Genomic DNA, 17,738 nt, shown 5'->3' on the forward strand with positions numbered 1-17,738 from the left:
GGCCAGCCGCGCACCGGGGCTGAGGTAACCGCGCAGCGCCCTTGGGTGGGCGGCGCCGACATAATGTTTGTTAAGCGCGGCGGGCCGTTCAGGCCCATTGCGCTTAATGCCACATTATGTTGAATGGCGGCTGACCGGCAACGATTGTTACAGAGAACGCCGCAGTTTAGCGCCGGGTGGCCGGCATTTACTGCCGGGCACGCCGTAGGTAGGGAGGCAGTCTGCGCGCAGGGACGCGCGCAGTCTGCCTTTCACTGCACCCCACAGGTTCACCGGGAACCGGCTAACCTTCGAACTGTCCAACCGCACTGTGGTTTCAGGCCGGCTTCGGGCTGTCCGGCTTATTACTATCGGCCTGTTTATCGTCTGGTGTGGCCTGCTTTGACTGCCGTTCTGCCGGGTGGGTCTGCTCATGCACTTTCTTTAAGTGACCGATGGCCACCCGGGTATAGATTTGGGTGGTTTCCAGACTCGCATGCCCTAATATCGCCTGGATGTGCCGGGTATCGGCCCCGTTGTCCAGCATTTGCGTGGCCATTGAATGCCGGAACAGGTGACAGGCTCCGGCTTTCTCCAGTTGCGCTTTTTGGCGAATGCTGGCCCCCGTCAGATGGGTGAGTCTGTCGCGTGACATCTGTCGGCCATTGAGGGTGATAAACAGGTGGCCGCTGTCATGGCGGTGGGCCAGTCGGGGCCGCACGCTGTCAAGGTAGCGTTGTAACCAGTGCAGGGCCTGTTCCCCGATGGGCACTACCCGGTCTTTACGGCCTTTGCCCTGCCTCACCAGCAGCACGCCGCGCCCGAAGTCGATGTCGCTTAACCGCAGGTTGGACAGTTCCATCCGCCGGATACCGCTGCTCCACAGCACTTCAAGGATGGCCCGGTTTCTTAAGCCGGTCGGCCTGTTGATATCAATGGCCTGTAATACCGTCTGTGTTTCGTCCTCGCTCAGCACCTGCGCGGGCAGGCGTTTGTCTCTTCGGGGCAACACCAGTTCCTCAGCCGGGTTGTACAGGATGTACTGGCGTTGTCGCAGCCAGCGGAACCAGACCCGGAGGTCACTCAGCCGTTTTGACTGTGTGCTGACGGCCAGCGTGTTGCCGTCGGCTTTACGATAGGCTCTCAGCCAGGACTGATAACTTTCCAGTAACGGCGGGCTGACTTGCGGGGCGGACATGACTCCCCGGGCTTCACACCAGTTAACGAACGGCAGCAACCGTTCCTGATAGCCGGTCAGCGTCCAGACGCTGTAGTGTCTGGCGGTCAGGCAGTCCAGATAGGCTTCAAGCTGCTGGCGTAATGTGGTGAGATGAGCGGGGCGTGTAGCGGCGATAGTCTGAGTCATGACGGGGTTTCCTGTAAGGTACATGGATTGTTGTTATGGGGTAATGCGTGACTACGATACGATGATGTTTTTCTTTATTGTCTGCCGGAACAGTGCTTTTTCCTTTTCCCCGACCGGTTTAGCGCCGGGGCCTTGTATGGCTTGCCTCTGGGGGGATGGAGGCTGTCCGACCGGTCCCCGACCTGCCTCCGACAGGTGGGCGACCGTCTGCGTGATAACCCCGACCGGACTGAATCATACGCCGGTTTTCAGGGGGCTATCAGCCCGCACAGGTGCGCCGTGTCGTTATCTTCACCGTCGAACAGCAGTTCATAGACGAACGTCAGTCCGCGCCGGTGCAACAGCAGGTATTCCATTTCGACCAGCCGTGACAGATGGATTTTTAGCTGGGTATCGCCCCACTGGATGGCGTCGCGTAACAGTTTGCGGGTGAACAGCCACTCATGACGCGGCTGCCCGCTTTCCCTGACCCAGTTTTGTATCAGCAGCAACAGCCTGCGCGTCTGCGGCGGCATCTCATCCAGTGTGCGGCCTAATATCTCGTGGGCCAGCCGGTTTGCTAAGCTAATATCGTCTTTGGTCACCTCGATATATTCAAGCCGTTTGCCCCGGTGTTCCGCGGTCTTCACCTCGCGCTGGTGCTGATGCAGCAGGGCGATACTTTGTATCAGGGTGAGATATTTCATGTGGTCGCGCCGGGTGCGGGTTTTATCGCTCATGAACGTTAACTGTGAGGCATAAGGGTTAACCACATTGAGCGGGCGCAACAGCCGCTGGGCGTTTTGATGCAGTTCGGTGATATACGCCTTTTCATTCTCGGCCAGTAAGCCTTCGAGGGTTTGCTTATGGCGCTGCAAGGCGTGGATAGCTTCGGTCTGTTCCCGCGATTCGTTCACGGTCAGCACCAGACAGCGGTTTAACAGCTCTTCATCGACATCTATCGCGGTGGTGGTGAGCATCAGCATCACCGGTCCTTTCACCGTGTACTGTTTGGTGACCAGATTCCCGCTGGCATCGTCTTTACCGGTGCTGGCAATGGTCAGTTCGCCGTCGCTTTGCAACAGCTTAAGCGCATAGGCGGCCTGCCTGACGCCTTCCTCTTCGGCAATGGCTAAGATTTTATGCTGGAGATTGGTTTCCCCCAGATAGAACAGACTCTGGCCGGTCATGGCGCTGTATTGCAGCCGTTCCTCTGCCGGTATCAGATTGAGGACCGCATCCATCAGTGAGCTTTTCCCGGCGGCACTGCTGCTTTGTATCAGCACGGCCAGCGGACGGTCCAGCTTGCGACTGACGGCGGCTAAGTAACCGGCCAGCAGGTTAGTGGATTCGCCTACCACGCCACAGGCGGCTAAATCAGCGGTGATGCGCTCGCTCAGTTTCGGGTCTTGCAGCAGGGCCAGTGCTGCTATCCGCTGGTCCTCACTCAGTTCGGGAACCGGTGGGGTTTCGGTTTGTTCACTGACACCGGCCTGTTGACACTGTTCCAGTACCAGCAACACCTGCCCCAGCGCCCGGCGCAGGTCACCTTCGGCCAGCCCCAGTTCGGTGGCGGCCAGCCGCGCATACCCGCCCCGGCTGCGGGCGTTCATCATGTCCACGCTGTCGGCGAACATCACGCCGCTGTCGGTATCAATCACCTGCGCATTGACTTTCATGACGGCGGCCCCGGCTCTGACCTGAGCCAGCCCGCGAACACACCAGCGCAGCGGACCCAGTGAGACGATGATTTCGCCGTTTGGCCCGGTCTCCCACACGACTCCGGGCAAAGACAGCGGTCTTGTTGCCCGCTCAGCGGCTAAAGCAACAGGGGGTTCCGTTGCCGGGGACGGCGGCGCTGCCGGTGCGCCCGGTGCTTCGGTGTCGGTTTTCTGCACCGGCTCATACATTGGCACCGCGCCATCCAGCAATAACCCGAATGCCGGTTCGGGCTCGGCGACCTGACACAGATAGCCGTTGGCATCCATGCCCTCGGGGAACACTACCCGGAACACGGTCATGCCGGCGGCGGTCAGGTCTGCGGCCAGTTTCACCGCCGCCTCATTGCCGGCGGGGTCATTATCGAAGGCAATCAGCACCTGCCTGACCTGATGCTGTTGCAGTGCCTGCCAGTGGTCGGGGGTAAAGCCATTGACGCCGTAGGCGGTGGTCACGTTACGGTATCCCGCCACCCAGAACGACATGGCATCGATTAATGACTCACACAGGATAAGCGATTTGGCCGCTATCATGGCGGCTTCATTCCACACGCCGCGGTGCTCGCCGGGCAGGTAGAGATGTTTCGGGGTACCCGCCCGCAGGCGCTGGATGATTTTCCGGCCATAGATTTCCTGTACCTGCCCGTGGTTGTCGAGTACCGGTATCACGAGCGAGCCGCTAAAGTGTTCATGACCTGACTCCCGCATCAGGCCCACCGCTTGCAACCGGGCCCGGATAGCTGCGCCGGCTTTCAGTTGTTTCTCCGGCAGGCGGTAAGCCAGGGTTCGGTTGGCAAAGCCGAGCTTAAAACCGGCGACTAATTCGGGATGATGTAACCGGCGTTTTTCCAGATAGGCCACGGCTTCGGGGGCGTTCAGCAGCGTATGATGGTAAAACTCCACCACCCGGCTGAGCAGCGCCTGCCGTCCGGCTTCGTCTTCGGCCAGCACGGTGGGTTCATTCGGCTGAACCAGCGGCGCAACAGCCGGATTATTCCCCAGCGTGCCGCGCAGGTGCTCTGCCGCCCGTCGCAGGCTCAGGCGTTCGGTTTTCATCACCCAGTCCAGCACTGAACCGCCGGTGTTGCAGCCAAAACAGTGATAGAGGTTTTTTTCCGGGCTGAGGACCATTGACGGGGTTTTTTCCTCATGGAACGGGCACAGCAGCACGTAATCTTTACCGCGTTTAATCAGCTTGCGGCCCTGTTGTTCCGCCACGGCCACTAAGGAGACGGCGGTTTTCAGGTGCTGTAATTCGGCTTCCGGGATGCGTGCCATAACAAAGATCCCCCCAAAATATGTCAAGATTTATTTTGCTTCGATATGCGATATATTATATATTCGTATTACGATATTAAAGCAAGTCGTTTTTGGAACTCACCTTATACTTGGAGCATTTTATGGCTGATGTGATAGATGAGATTATGCAGACCGAAGAACAGCGCCGGGCATTCGGTAAACGACTCAAAGAGTTACGTAACCAACAGCGACGAACACAGAAGGAAGTTGCTGCCCTGATTGGCTTGCAACTTTCGCAGTACAACAAGTATGAGTCCGGGATGCACATCCCTCCGGCTGATAAGTTGATCCAACTGGCTGAGTTGTTCACGACAACTATTGATTACTTATTGCTTGGCTCGCCTAACGAACAGAGACCAATTAGCAACACGCGATTAATGGAGCGATTTAAAGCACTGGCCCAATGCCAGCCGGAAGAACAGGAGACCGTGATTAAACTGATTGATGCGGTGATTGTTAAGCACCGGGTTGAGTCGGCAATACGCCCTGTTGATCAGGAGAAGAATAACTAAGTCTAAAGTGATTTTTTAGCACGGCGTTGAAGTGCAGCAACACAACAACGCCGCTCACCACAAGCAACTAAGAAGGAGTTGAATGATGGCTAAGGCGCATTCTAAAGCAGAAGCGGCGATAAATAAAGCTGTGAAAACAGAACGTTATTACACGGTGGGCTATGTGCCGAACGGGAATAAGGTCAACAACGCCACCCCGGCGGCCAGATTACGGTGAAGGTGATGGACGGTTGTCTGGTGCTCATTCCTGACAGTGAGGCCACGCAACAACAGTACCAGCGGCAACAGGCTCAACTACGGGAGATAAAGCAGCAGATGCGGGCGCTGATAACCGGTTTTGCGGGTTAAGGGAGAGGATAAAATGAAAGTGGTGATTGAACATTTGCAGGACATTCAGTTAACTCACCTTGAAGCGCTGGCCTTGGCCCAACTGGTCAAGCGGCTGTGCTGGTCTGAGATACGCGCCTGTGCCGTGAATGACGAGGAAGCGTATCAGATCAAAGATGCGATCTCTAAGCTCCAATCTGCTCTAGCGTACAGTGGGTATGCGCCACGGTAGATCAATAAGAAAGCCGGAAGATCTCAAAGGATCTTTCCGGCTTTATTAATACAACTTGCCTATCTAACAACTGAGTATAAATGATATTGCCTTTTGCTTTTCTGGATTATTATCTAAAAAGCGATAAAGATATTCTTTAACTTCTTCTTTATTTGGAGAATTAGTTAATATATTCTTATATATATCTATATGCTTTTCAGAATTTGTTATCCTATAGTGAATTATATCAAGCCAATCTAAAGCCTTTTTTTGTAATATTTCATTGAATCCGATAATAGTAGAAACATAATCTATAGCTTCAAAAGACTCCGCCATTCCCATAATTTCTTTCATCATGTCAGTATATTCACTTTCGTCATCCAAATAATTTAAAATTATTGGTAAATATTTCTTATCTTTTGACTCGGCCATTTTTTGTAACGTATTAGAAAATATACGAATACTTTCAGGGGAGTCCATGCTTGATGATTTTTCAAGATCTTCGATTAAATTCATTTTATCCTCTATTTTCTTGGACACTTAGATGGTTTTTTAAATACATCGGGGAATGTTTCTTTATTCAGCCTGATAGTCTCCCTTAAACCTTGTTTAATTTCTTTAGTATATAATCCTTGATCTTTATATATTTTTCTAGCATCCATGATATCTTTGGCTAATGTTTCTCTTGGTGTTTCATGAAGGAAAGGTCTTCTTGCGTAAGATCTGGTTAATGGATGCCTTCCTTTATTAGATGGATATTTATGTTCCATTTGCATTGCAATGGATTTACTTTTAGAAATTCCAAACTTCTTCTTCATATATTCAGCTGAAGGCATGTGATGACCAGTTAAATCATCGCCGGGAGTACCGGGTAATTTTCCATAAGGCCCCACACCACCTTCCCCAGGAAGTAATGCATTCAATCCGAACGGGTCAATCCATCCTGTGGGATTTTTGACGTATGCATACGGATTCTCACCACCCCAGAGGCCCGTAGGATCGGCACTCAGGTAACAACAGCCTTCCGGCAAATAATACCTGAACCGATTATAGAATAAACCACTTTCTTCATCAAAAAGTTGCCCGGCAAATCGGAGGCCCGGGTCCAGTTGCGGATTCTCGCCGTGTCCACCCAGCCGCAGGCCGTACAGAGACTGCTTCGGCCGCCGCCACACCCGTTTACCCGTCGGGTCGAACAGCGCCAGTGGCTCGCCGGTCGGGGCGCTGACCGCATACTGGGTTTGCACCTCCCCGGCCATCAGTTCCACCCGGTTGTCCAGATTAAGCGTAAACTGTTGCGTCTGCTGCGCCACCAGTTCCCAGCCGTCAAACACCAGATGGCGGATCATTTTCAGCCGGCCATGCTGGTATTCGCGGATTTCCGCCGGCACGTCGCCGTCCCACACATACGTAGTCAGTTTACCGGTTTGGATACAGCATTTTTCGATCCGCCGTCCAAAGGTATCATAGCGATATTCCCACCGGATACCGTCCGGGGTGATGAGGCCCGTCAGCTGATTCTGGCTGTTCCAGCGGTATCGGGTCAGTGCTGGACGGTAACCTTCTTCTAAACGCTGTTTCTCTTTCATACGACCAGCCCGGTCGTAGACAAACCGGTGCGAGTCAATCCAGTTCAGGCGGTGACCTTCCTGGTATAGCGTTTCCCCCATAATCTCCTGCACCCCGTCGAACCGCCGTGACGGGTAACCGCTTGCATCATACTGATAGTGTTCACGTAAATTCCGTCCGTCACCGACCGACATCACCTGGCCGTTGCCGTTGAGGAGGTAGCGTAACTGCTGTCCGTCATCATTGGCGGCTGTCAGGTTCAGTGTGGCATCATATTCATACTGACGCACCAGACCCGCAAAGGTGGGGTCAGGAATATCCGCCAAGTCAGTCTGCCGGAAAAAATGTGGGTTATAGCCGGCACGTTGTGCCGTTAATTGGCCCATCAGGTTATATTGCTGGCGCAGGATGAAACCGCTTTCGGTGTAACGGCCTGTTTCCCGTCCGGCGTCGTCCCGTTCCACGGTCAGAGGCAGTTGCCCCTCCAGCGTTAACCCGGTCAGTTCCCCGGCCCGGTTGACTTGCATCCGGCTCTGCCAGTGTTTCGGGTGAGTCTGTCCGGTGAACCGGGACGGTCCTTCTGCGGGGTCGGTTTCGCCGGTCAGCAGCTGTCGTTCCACCGTGCGGTTATCTGGGTAGTGGCGTTGAATTTCCCCGTATGGCTGGATTTCCCGGACTATCCGGTCTTGTTCATCATATTCAAAAGACAGGGTGTTATCCGGTGACTCAACTGTCAGCAGCCGTCCCACAATATCGTAATGATAATGCGTGGTGCCTTCCGGGGTGTGCTGGGCAGTCAGCCGGTGTGCCGCATCATAGTCATAGCGGATAACCGTTTCTTCTCCGTCCCGTTTCTCAATGCAGTTGCCCGATAAGTTATAACGGTAGTGCCAGCGGGTGCCGGCATAATCCTGCTCAGTGACCACCCGGCCATCCGCATCGAGAATGTACGTGTAGTTTTCGCCCTGTGGGTTTATCACCTGAGTCAGTTGCAGAGTATCCGCATCATAGCGGTACTGCCAGCGGTGCCCCTCACCATCAACACGTGCTATCGGTAGGTCAAACGGCCCGTACTCCACCAGCCAGTCTATTCCGAGAGCATCAGTCCAGCGGGTCAGGTTACCGTGCCGGTCATGGTGAAAGTGTTCCAGATTGTTATCGGGCCGGTCGCTGGCGGCCACCCGGTGATGTCGGTCGTAACGCCAGCGCCACAGCGCTCCAGCGGCGGTCAAGCTGCGCAGCCGGTCCTGACTGTCATAGCCGAGGCTGATGGTGCGGTTCTCTTCATCAAACAGTCTTACCAGCCGCTGATGGGTATCATATTCCTGAGTACGGCGGTTACCGTCGGTGTCTTCTTCCGCTGTCACCAGCCCGAAAGCATTACGGGTCAGGGTGGTTTTCCGACCGTCTGGGGCAATAAATCCTTTCGGCTGGCCCAGCTCATCATACAGTTGTAGCCAGGTGCGTTGCAGTGGGTCAGTCATACCGGTCAGTTGCAGGGTGTCCGCATCATAGCTGTATTGCCAGACTGCCCCGGTCGCATCAGTAAGTGAAGTCACCCGACCGGTATCGGCCAGGTAGGTTAGGGTCAGAGTTTCTCCCATCGGCAACGTCTGTTGTATCAGATTGCCCCAGTTATCGTAGTCATAGCGGGTGATACCGCCGCCAGGAGTGTGAACTTCAGTGACCTGATGCTGGTCATTGTAATGCCAAGTAGTGGTGTGCCCCTGTGGTGTGGTAGAGCGGGTGAGGCCGGGAGCATAGTCCAGGTGGACAGGATAGAAGCCTCCAGACCCTACACTGTCAGTACAGCGCCCCTGTTTATCGTAGCGGTAATCCACCCAAGTCTGGTCGCCGTCAGACCAGCGGCTTATCAGGCCCTGCGCGTTGTATTCATAGTACAGGTGGAATTGCTGGGTACTGTCCGCTTCCGCCAGCCGGCCATTATCATGGTAGCGATACCGGGCCATCACTTCCTGCAACCCTTCATCGGTGCGGAGAATCTCCGTCAGCTGTCCGCTCAGGTTGTAACGCAGTGTCAGCACTGGTCCGTCACTGTGGATGACTTCTGTCAGCTGATAGCGGTTGTTATAGACAAAACGCAGCTGGTTATCATACACGTCCCGGTGTTCAGTCAGCAGCCAGCTCTGGGTGTCGTCGTCAGAAGCCGGTGCAGGCAGGGCAAAATATTTTTGTACCGGGGAATCGCGGTGGCGGAGGATATACCCAGATTGGCCCCGGCTCAGGGTAAAATCCGGGTGGTCGGGGTTGATACTGTGGGTACAGGTGGCAGGTAAAGCAAAATAGAGTGAAGCCCCTTCGGTGGTGCTGATTTCCACCCGGTCGCCGGTGACCCGGATGCATTCGGAAAAGCTGTCAGTCCAGCCCGGTCCCAGTAAGCCCTGTTCCCCGGGGACCCAGCTGCGTAAAAACACCAGCGGCAGGGTCTGGCCGAGCGCGATATCGGTACGCTGGTCAAACAGCTGGCCGGTGGTAACGTCAATCGGGTCGCCGGTGAAGAATTTTTTAGTTGCTTCCAAGTAACGTTTCGCGCCCTGCGTTTCTTTAAAGGCGGTTTTGGCACAGGAAATCGTACCCATCGACACGATTTTTCCGGCATGCCGGGCGCCGGCTTTTGCCCCGTTCAGCACCGTTTTACGACCCGCTTTAGTGAACAGTTTACCGATGCCCTTAATGGCGCCCCGGGATGGTGGTGCCAGAAATTCCACAGCTATCAGAATCGCCCGCTCCCAAGCGGAGAACTCTTCCTCAATGTCCAGATAGGTGCCCTGACCGGAGCCGATAAACACGGTTTTGGCACCGGATTTGATGGTGGAGCCGCAGACCAGTTTGTCATCCACCCGGGCTGCCGGGTAGCCGTTGATGAACACCGTTTCACTGCCCTGAGCAATCAGGGGCGGAGCAGGGTGTTTCGTACAGGCGGCAGTATCGGCTGTGGCTCTGGCTGCCGGTTTGCCTTCAATGGACACATCTGGCGAGCCGTTTATTATTTTGCCGTCGGGCGGGCCAATACTGTCTACCATGCGGGTGACCGCAGAACTGGCGGCACTGATAACATTCCCCAGAGCCAGTGTGCCGGCAGTGCCCAATGCAATCACCGCAACGGTGGCTAAGCCACCGGTACCCACCACCACCGCAGCGGCTACGGCAAAGACCGCAGCACTAATCAGAGCGCCGGTAATGGCACCGGCCAGCGCGCCGAGGAAGCTGGCATGTTTAATCGGGTCGCCCTCACGGGCAGCTGCCGGGCCGGGCGTCCCTTGAGGAGGGGAAACGGGTGCAGCGTGTCGGGCACCGACCCGGGCAATCCGGGTGACAATTTCATCACCAAGTGACATGTTGTGCCTCCTGCCGGGTCAGGCTGCTTGAAAGCTGCTGATAACTGCCAGCAGGGTATCACGCTGACCGGCTTCAAAAGGCGCAGGAGAGGTCAGGTTGAAGGTCAGCAGCTGTGTGCCCCGGATTTGCAGTACCACGGTCTGGTACATATCGCCTTCCGGGCTTTTCCACTGGTAATCCAGACGGCGGGCTGGTTGCTGGCTGAGGGGGATTTCGCTGCGCTGGTGCTCTTGGTAACCGGGCAGGTGGGTGCGGAACTGTTCCAGAGTCTGTTCATAGTAAGTGTTATTATCCACGCCAAGGGGGACCGGTGTGCGGCTGACTACCAGATTAATGCCGCTGTCATCCGGCAGTACAAAGACATGCATGGACTCATCCCGCCAGTTGTCCGGGATAGTCAGGGTGCCTTCATTCATCTGATACACTGTGTTTTCCATGCTTTTTTCCGTTATTAGTTAAGGTCATGCATTAAATTAAGTTGCTGAGCGTCAATACCGGTCAGTTCACATTGACCTGTTTGCCGTTGATGGTGATATTCAGTCCCTGAATGCTGATATTGCCGGCACTGTCGATGGTAATGCTGCCTCCGGCTGTGGCAATTTCGATACCACCAGCCTGGGAATGTATTTGAATGTTATTTTTCACGTTCAGCAGGCTGTCTTTTTCTACCGTGACCTGACGTAGGCCGGTGATGGCACTGACTTCATTGCCCGTCACCTCTTTATGGCGGTCATTTCTAATCGACAGCACCTGATTATGGCCGATGCTTTCGGTGTGGTCGTTCATTACCCGGGTTTCGCGGTTATTGAGCACCACGGTATTCATATCGCGCTGGGCATGCAACGCCAGCTCTTCACTGCCTTTGGCATCTTCAAAGCGCAGTTCGTTATAGCCTTCTCCCTTATGGGTTTTTGAACGGAAGGCCATCTGGGTTTTACTGCCTGGTAGGGTTCCCGGAGGAATGTTACTGGCATGATAGGTCCGCCCGGTGACTATTGGCTGGTCCGGGTCACCATGCAGGAAATCCACCACCACTTCCTGACCGATACGCGGGATAGCCAGCATGCCCCAGCCCTGACCGGCCCACGGCTGGGTCACTCGTATCCAGCAGGAACTGCGGTCGTTACTCTGGCCGTAACGGTCCCACAAAAACTGTAACCGGATACGGCCATACTGGTCGCAGAAGATTTCTTCCCCTTCCGGGCCAACCACTTTGGCAATCTGCGGGCCGTCCATCACCGGTTTGGGCCGGAGAGCTGGCCGCCAGTGCTGGTCATAAGGGATAAAGGTGAAGTGGTTACTCATGACGGTGCCCGACTCACCGCCAGCCTGTTCCAGCGCCTGTGGTTGGCTGCCGGTATGCGCCACACTGACCAGTTGCCAGAGCCGGTTGAGGTCATGACGCGGATGGTTGGTCAGGGTAAACAACACGCCCGGTTGCATGGCCGCATCGTTACTGTCTCCGTACCCCATCAGAGCATTGCTGCGCAGGGCTTCCAGCCGGTAGCGGGTGAAATCAGCGCCATGTTGCTCATCTTTGAAGCGCCCGGGAAAATCAAAGTGTTCATAGCCGGTATACTGGAGGTCGGTTTCGCGCATTTGCTGGCGAAACTCGGCGGCCCAGGCTGGATTTTTAAAGGTGTAATCCTTGAGTTCGACGGCAGCCGGACGCACCTGAGCACTGCGGGTCAAGGCGGTGATACACAACTGTTGGGCTTGGGCCGCGTCCTCCGGGTGATAAGGCAGAACTGGCCCTTTGGCAATAGAGCCGGCATCGTCAGCAAACACTAGGGTGTTTTTGTTGCCGTCGAACTCGAAGAAATAAAAGATGCCCTCTTCCGCAGTCAGCCGTTGCAGAAAATCAAAATCGGTTTCACGGTACTGGACACAAAACTCTCGCTCCGGGTGCGGATAACGCAGACTGAAAATGACATCCTGGACCCCGCTTTCTTTGAGCAGGGTGGTAATGATAGTTTTGATATCCTGCTGTTGAAAGATGCGGGAATTCTGGCGCAGGGTGGTGCGCCACATATCAGGACGGATAGTCATTTCGTAACGGGTCTGATGCTTACCGGTATTGCCCTGAACAAAGCTGGCGACCATGCCGGTGACGGTGCGTTGGACTTTCCCTTCGCGCAGGATGGACAGGGTGGCACGTTTATCGAGGACGGCGGTAAAATCAATCGCTGGGTCGGCACTGGCTAAGCTGACGTCAAGGCTGAACGGGATGGAAAAGGCTTCATTTAATGAAAAAGCGGCAACGACAAAGGTGTGAGGCGGTAAGCCGCCGGCAGTGAGGGTGAACTGTAAGCCCCCGGCGCTCTGGGTACTGAATCGGTCAGCGAGTTGCTTTAGCGCACTGGGCAACCCGGCGGATGTTTTCTGGAATGACATATATAAAGGGCTCCTGATTATTACTGAAGGGTTTCATGCACGGCATTGTCAGCCCGGCGACGCTCTGCTACGTGAGTGATAACTCATCAAGGGGGTAAAGAAGCCAGACCGGGAAAGTCCGTCAATATCGTGATGCCGGATTATCGGGTCCGCTGCCCAGGGAGGATAAAGAGCGGTCACCAATACTTTCATCCGATTAATATATAACGAGGAGAATATAATAAAAAATTTAAAGTGTCTTGGATATTTGATAGATGGATTTCTGTTTAATTTAAAAAAGTGTGATTTAAATCATAGAATACTTTAGGTGATTTACCTTAAGACTAATCCTATTAGCTGAAAAGTTGGGTTTTTTTAGGGTTAATTCGTGTTTCTTGTTTATCGTGCTTTTATACTACGTAATCGAGTCATCGTGTTTCTTTGATAGACATTAAGCTAGCTCTTTGTTTACGGATCACACCAAATTCGTTTCAAATGATGACGTACAATGGCATAGGTTCATATTAACCTCTAATAATGCCAAATTTATCCATTGGATTTCAATATTATATTAATTTGGGGTGATAATCAGAGAGGTCAGATTCGTAACGAGCATGGATATCTACACGGACTAAGGCTATTTATCCAGGTAAAAAATCTGAGATAAATAACCACTCTGTACGGGTCTGGGCTACTGAATAATGAGCGTCAATATTTCCTGTGGGTAGATAATAAATTGTCCACGGAATATTGTACCTGCTGGATAGTTATTGGTGAGTGTTTCCTGCAACTGTAATATTATCTCGTTGTTTTCGAGAGATAAGGTAATAATTTCGGCTGCTTCGAAACCAAAAAAGCGTTTTACATGTGGATAGAGCGCTTTAAACAGGCTTTCTTTTACAGAAAATGCCAGTGTGAACATCTGCTCAGGTGATAAATGACAATGATTCAGGAAGGGTATTTCTCTGTCATTCAATACCATTTTTATCATTTCATCCATATTTTGATGGTTGACAATGGTTTCTATATCGACACCAATTAATCGGTTATTAGTTTGCGGTGCTGCCAGTATAATTGCATGTTGCGCTGAATGAGAAACAGAGCCACAAATACCCTGCGGCCAGATTGGGGCACGATCATTGCCAGATATCAAATTAAACTCTGGTTGTCCTAATTGTGCTAAAAGTTGACGGGCACAATAACGTGCTGCCAGATATTCAGCCCGTCGTTTATTGACGGCTTTGGCTAATTGAGCAGGGAAGGGAAGGTTTAATCGCCCGAACAGTTCATCGTGATAATAAGAGAGATCAAAACGAGCCTGCCAGAGATGTACTTGAGGATATTGAATAACCGTTCCATACTCGATTTGAGTGATAAATCCATTACCATCTTTCGGCAGTGTGGCTTGACTGGTGTGTATAACTGTTTGTTCCATGTTGATTATCCAGATAAGAAAATGCTATACAGTTTATATTAATATCATTCATATTGAATTGTAAAATGTGCGGTGGCATTAGCTGTTCCGCCGGTTATTTTATTTCTGGTTTGGTAATATCGGGCAGTAAAATGGGCTATATCGCCAGAATCTTGTGATGTGTGATCCAAAAACAGCGGTTTTCCTAGAGAAACAGGTGTTCCATGATATAAGATTTGGACACCAACACCTTGTGCTGTATTTGCATCGTTGCTGTTATCGAGTCTAATAACACTATCTGGAGTGTCTGTAGGGTTTTTAATTCCTCTCCCTGAAAAAGTAATTTTAGGTATAACATTCTCTACACAATGAATGATGATACCAAAATTAGCATAGCCAGCAGTGGTTCCTTTTCCTTTAAATAAAGAACTTTGTACGTTACCGAAGTTTACTTTTGGTGATGGTGTTGTTGTCATGCAACCCATGGTCTTAAATCTATATGTACTTGAATGCCTTACTGAAATTAAATTTAGTACTGGGCTTCCTAATGCTGCTAATTTAAACATGACTCCGGAAGATAGTGATTTTCCTGAATGCATTGCTCCTTTCTTGTGAAGATAAATACTAACGTTTCCTATATCTTTCCAGGTGATTTTTTTTCTTGTTCCAAGGTTATATGAATAGTTAGTTCCATCTGATTTAGGATAACCTATTTTACCAATATTGCCTCCAGAAATAACAAAATATAAGTATAACTTATCTTCAATTATTTTTAATCCACCAGTGCCATGTTCAGTATTACCCGGTTTTCCAGTAAGAACGCTGTCGCCAAACATTAGAGGTATATTTTCTTCATCACATGAAAAAATTGGAGCGTTTACATCAATACCCATCTCTGAGGCTATCTGTTCAGCACTGAAAGTTTTTATGTTAATGTCTTTATTATTCGCTTTGTTAATTTTTTTCTCAGATTCTTTTAAATTAAAATACAAAGAAATAGGGGCGGCGTTTGGATTTAATTGACATTCGGCGAATGACTTGTTGCTGTTCAACAGTAGTATAGAAGTAATGAATAACCATAAGTAGTGTTTCATATAAATTCCGGTTGAGATTTGTTTTTAATTATTGACAATTCAATGAAGCTAGGATGATACCATTAATTTTTTGGTATCTTTTACTATCAAAGTTAATGTAACAGCTTTGTTGATCACCTAAATCAGCCTTTAATTTTACTGTATCACTAACACCACTGAGAAAGACTTCTCCTCTTTCATTCACCATACCATTGATACCATTGATACCATTTTGGCCCGTGACTACCGTTCCAAATGGAAGTTTTTTACCGTTATGCTGTAATGTTAAAAATACTCGATGACCAACGCGAATAGAATAATCCGCCAATACCAACGCACCTTTTGTTGGAATAACTTTAGTGGTTGGGTTATCAATATCTACGTCAGTACTAAATGTATTGGTATCAAGAGATAAAGCATTCTCCCGATATTGCGATATATAGGGAACAACGGTATATCCTCGCCAGTCTGTGCTGATAGAAGTATTATTTAATACTTTTGCATTGGCTGCCCCTGGAGCGCGAATTAAGGCACTAGCACCGCTTTCGCTAATATTTTGCGCCAGGGTAACACCATAAGGATGCGCAATAATTGCGCCCTCTAATCCATAATTAATACGCTTATTTTTTCTATGATTAGTGGTATAACCTGCATTTACTGAACCATATGATCCTCTATAATACAAGCTGACTGAATTACCTGATTCTTTTTCTTTCTCTGATTTTTCGTAGCTGTAATTCTGAGAAATCATATAGTTTAGATTCTGCTGTTCCAGTAAAGAGCCAGATAATGTCATCGTATGTTGGCTGTCGCCATCTGTATTATAAGTAGTATCATAATCTACAGTTGCACTGTGATGACCAGATGGCAACCATTTATCCAAGGGAACACTAATATTTAACGAAAAAGTTTGATCGTTATTAATACTTGAACGATTACGATGGTAATTGTAGCTCAATGATAAGGAGATATCATGAATATTGGTGTTATAAGACATCATGTATGATTGATTTTTGCTGGTTTTATCTTGCCAGTAATCTTGTTGCCAGGCTGATAATGAAAGATTGCCATATTGTCCTAAACTCTGTCCTAGGGTTATTTGCATATGATTTTTCGGCGCACTATTTCTGCTATTATCAGTAAATTGGTCGTTATTATTAGCGTCGCTAAAACTAAAAAAACCATTGGTATTGTAACGATAGCCAGCCAGTGTCACCGTGGTATTCGTTGCAGTGAAACCTTTATCGTAGCGTATCTGATAAGACTGACCGGTTTTCTTTTCTCTATTTGGGAAACGCGTTGCTGCCTTTGTGACATCTATTGATACAGTACCAAATGAGCCGAGATTATGCCCTAAACCTAATGCATGACTTTGATAGTCGGAAGAAACAATTGTTCCACCATAAATTGTGGTACTGTCCCATAGCCCGTAAGTAGCTTCTGTCTGCACAAACCTTTTTTTGTTGGCTTGTTTATTACCACTGAATTTACCGATATTAACCGAATATTTTATTTGGCCCTCACGGATCATCAATGGTGAGGCAGAGAAGGGCTGAGTAAATTTTCTGACTTTGCCATTTGCTTCATAAATAGAGACTTCCAGATCACCACTTAAGTTGCTGGGATAAATATCGGTAATTTCAAACGCGCCTGGCGGAACAAAAGTCTGATAAATCAGATTATCTTTTTGATGGATTTCTATCCTTGCATGAGTCATAGCAATACCGCGAACGACAGGTGCAAAACTTTGCTGGCTATCTGGTAACATTTGGCTATCGGACATCAGTTTAATGCCATTAAAACTGAAACTATCAAACACCGTGCTATCAGTTGTTGTTTCCCCCAATACTAAGCGGGACCTTAATGGGCGAATATCTCGTTCAGCATAGGCTTTAAGCGATTTCCATTCAGATGTCGTATCAGTATGATTATAGTAACTATTATGGCGAACGCGCCACGGACCTAAATTAAAGCCGCTACGTAAATTCAGGTATTGATTTTGTTCACTTTGATTTTTATTCCAGGATTGCATGCCTGTTAGATTGTAATTGGTAAAAAACATAGGCAAACCATCATCCCACTGATCAGGAGAGATATCTCCCCTGATTTGTGATTTCATTGCAGCCTGAGGGAAATTCAGCGTTAGAGTAAGATGGCTTAAATCTAAATCTGCTGATGCATATTTAATATATTTCTCCGGTTGAGAAATGATTTCCTGTTCAGAAAGTGATGCTAATTCAGGGAAGCTTTCTGTTTTTACCCCGATTTCTTTCAGTAAGCTGACAGATAATTCAGGGCAAAGTTTTTCACCACAGTCAATAAAGGATAGGTTTTTAATGCCAATATCCTGTTGATTGACGATAACATTCACTTTATAGATGCCCGGAATGTGGGAATCGGTTTTTGCCAAACTGTCCAGATTAATATTTTCTCTGTCTTCATCTGATAATTGTAATGCATTTATATCAAAGTACAGCTCTGCATGTACTGGCAATGATAAACAAAAAGTTATTAAAGCAAAGCTAATTACTTTTTTCACGATACTCTCATCAGATAAT

14 protein-coding genes are annotated in these 17,738 nt (G+C 50.0%); 5 read left to right on the top strand and 9 right to left on the bottom strand.

From position 1 onward, the window contains the following. Positions 1-67: 67 nt before the first annotated feature. Positions 68-208, top strand: a complete 141-nt coding sequence (locus EAE89_RS11740) for a hypothetical protein (RefSeq protein WP_214085886.1) — start codon at positions 68-70, stop codon at positions 206-208. A 108-nt stretch (positions 209-316) separates the two neighbouring features. On the opposite strand, the gene xerC is transcribed toward EAE89_RS11740, so the two are convergent. Both xerC and EAE89_RS11750 read right to left on the bottom strand, forming a co-directional pair. After that, positions 317-1,345 (bottom strand): site-specific tyrosine recombinase XerC, encoded by a 1,029-nt coding sequence (gene xerC, locus EAE89_RS11745; RefSeq protein ID WP_214085887.1) that lies wholly within the window; start codon positions 1,343-1,345, stop codon positions 317-319. A 248-nt stretch (positions 1,346-1,593) separates the two neighbouring features. Continuing rightward, positions 1,594-4,320 (bottom strand): CHC2 zinc finger domain-containing protein, encoded by a 2,727-nt coding sequence (locus EAE89_RS11750; protein ID WP_214085888.1) that lies wholly within the window; start codon positions 4,318-4,320, stop codon positions 1,594-1,596. Positions 4,321-4,442: 122 nt separating this feature from the next. Between EAE89_RS11750 and EAE89_RS11755 the strand changes: the two genes are divergently transcribed. From EAE89_RS11755 to EAE89_RS11765, 4 genes are all read left to right on the top strand, one after another. Beyond that, positions 4,443-4,853 carry a helix-turn-helix domain-containing protein gene (locus EAE89_RS11755; protein ID WP_054477780.1) on the top strand — a complete coding sequence of 137 codons (411 nt, stop codon included), beginning with the start codon at positions 4,443-4,445 and terminating at the stop codon, positions 4,851-4,853. A gap of 85 nt (positions 4,854-4,938) precedes the next feature. After that, positions 4,939-5,070, top strand: coding sequence for a SymE family type I addiction module toxin (locus EAE89_RS24375; RefSeq protein ID WP_422615512.1), 132 nt, complete (start codon positions 4,939-4,941; stop codon positions 5,068-5,070). A 5-nt stretch (positions 5,071-5,075) separates the two neighbouring features. Then, on the top strand, positions 5,076-5,201 hold the full coding sequence (locus EAE89_RS24380) for a hypothetical protein (RefSeq protein ID WP_422615513.1): 126 nt from the start codon (positions 5,076-5,078) through the stop codon (positions 5,199-5,201). Positions 5,202-5,214: 13 nt separating this feature from the next. Then, complete coding sequence (locus EAE89_RS11765) at positions 5,215-5,412, top strand: DUF7706 family protein (RefSeq protein ID WP_214085889.1); 198 nt, start codon at positions 5,215-5,217, stop codon at positions 5,410-5,412. Between the two features lie 63 nt (positions 5,413-5,475). On the opposite strand, the gene EAE89_RS11770 is transcribed toward EAE89_RS11765, so the two are convergent. From EAE89_RS11770 to EAE89_RS11800, 7 genes are all read right to left on the bottom strand, one after another. Then, positions 5,476-5,907, bottom strand: coding sequence for an Imm30 family immunity protein (locus EAE89_RS11770; protein WP_214085890.1), 432 nt, complete (start codon positions 5,905-5,907; stop codon positions 5,476-5,478). A gap of 8 nt (positions 5,908-5,915) precedes the next feature. Beyond that, positions 5,916-10,319, bottom strand: a complete 4,404-nt coding sequence (locus tag EAE89_RS11775) for an RHS repeat-associated core domain-containing protein (RefSeq protein ID WP_214085891.1) — start codon at positions 10,317-10,319, stop codon at positions 5,916-5,918. Positions 10,320-10,337: 18 nt separating this feature from the next. Next, positions 10,338-10,757, bottom strand: coding sequence for a DUF1795 domain-containing protein (locus EAE89_RS11780; RefSeq protein WP_054477534.1), 420 nt, complete (start codon positions 10,755-10,757; stop codon positions 10,338-10,340). A 61-nt stretch (positions 10,758-10,818) separates the two neighbouring features. Beyond that, positions 10,819-12,714 (bottom strand): type VI secretion system Vgr family protein, encoded by a 1,896-nt coding sequence (locus EAE89_RS11785; RefSeq protein ID WP_054477532.1) that lies wholly within the window; start codon positions 12,712-12,714, stop codon positions 10,819-10,821. A 670-nt stretch (positions 12,715-13,384) separates the two neighbouring features. Next, a complete protein-coding gene (locus tag EAE89_RS11790) occupies positions 13,385-14,128 on the bottom strand; it encodes a 4'-phosphopantetheinyl transferase family protein (protein WP_054477529.1) in 744 nt (247 codons plus the stop codon). A 44-nt stretch (positions 14,129-14,172) separates the two neighbouring features. After that, positions 14,173-15,201, bottom strand: coding sequence for a fimbrial protein (locus tag EAE89_RS11795; protein WP_214085892.1), 1,029 nt, complete (start codon positions 15,199-15,201; stop codon positions 14,173-14,175). A 28-nt stretch (positions 15,202-15,229) separates the two neighbouring features. Beyond that, positions 15,230-17,719: a fimbria/pilus outer membrane usher protein gene (locus tag EAE89_RS11800; protein WP_214085893.1), complete on the bottom strand. Its 2,490-nt coding sequence runs from the start codon at positions 17,717-17,719 to the stop codon at positions 15,230-15,232. Between the last annotated feature and the right edge of the window lie 19 nt (positions 17,720-17,738).

The organism is Photorhabdus heterorhabditis (assembly GCF_018448905.1).
Taxonomy (GTDB): domain Bacteria; phylum Pseudomonadota; class Gammaproteobacteria; order Enterobacterales; family Enterobacteriaceae; genus Photorhabdus; species Photorhabdus heterorhabditis.